The sequence below is a fragment of the Vibrio sp. 2033 genome (assembly GCF_033339735.1).
In genome coordinates this window covers 1-617 of sequence record NZ_JAWOVC010000504.1, presented here as the reverse complement: position 1 = coordinate 617, position 617 = coordinate 1, and the positions used below count along the sequence as shown (strand labels likewise).

General features: G+C 49.3%; 1 protein-coding gene. It reads right to left on the bottom strand.

Annotated elements, in window-relative coordinates:
• Positions 1–617, bottom strand: a 617-nt coding sequence (locus R7P74_RS27470) for an FUSC family membrane protein (protein ID WP_318123843.1), incomplete at both ends; no start/stop codon positions are given.

The following is a 617-nucleotide window of genomic DNA, read 5'->3' as shown; positions in this document are numbered from 1 at the left end:
TGGAACGGGTGAGTAGCGTTGCTTTACACGTATTGAGTGCGGTGACCGTTGCAGCATTAAGGCGAGCCGCTTCAATACGCATTGGTTGCGGTGCAAGGTTCGTGACTGGGTGGAAAAGCTTGGCTTTGGCATCGAGATAATTAGCAAGCGCAAGAAACACGTTCGCGAGGCTTAATTGCACCGGCTGCAACGGCCAGAACATTTGCCAGATCATCGACATAAAGTAATACCAAGCGGCACCAGTTAGCAGTAACAACGGCGGGAACCAAATGTTCGTGCTTTCGTGCGCGCCGAGCATGGTGTAAATGGCGATCAGCAACGAACCAAATGCGATACTGGCATACTTTGGCCCAATTGCGCCAAGCATGATAAAGCCAAACGTGGAAATAAACAGACCCGTGGCAAACAGCCAAGGGGTGTGAAACAGTATTTCAATAGAGAAGGCCGCAACCGCGAAACAGATAAACGTGAGAATCAGAGCTTTGATTCGTCCCATAAAGCTGTCATCACTTTCCGCTAGTGCAGCGGCAATCACACCTAGTATGAGAGGTGTGATCAAGGTGTTTTGTCCGAAGTACCAAGCAGGAATAACGACACCCAACAGGGTGATCAATATA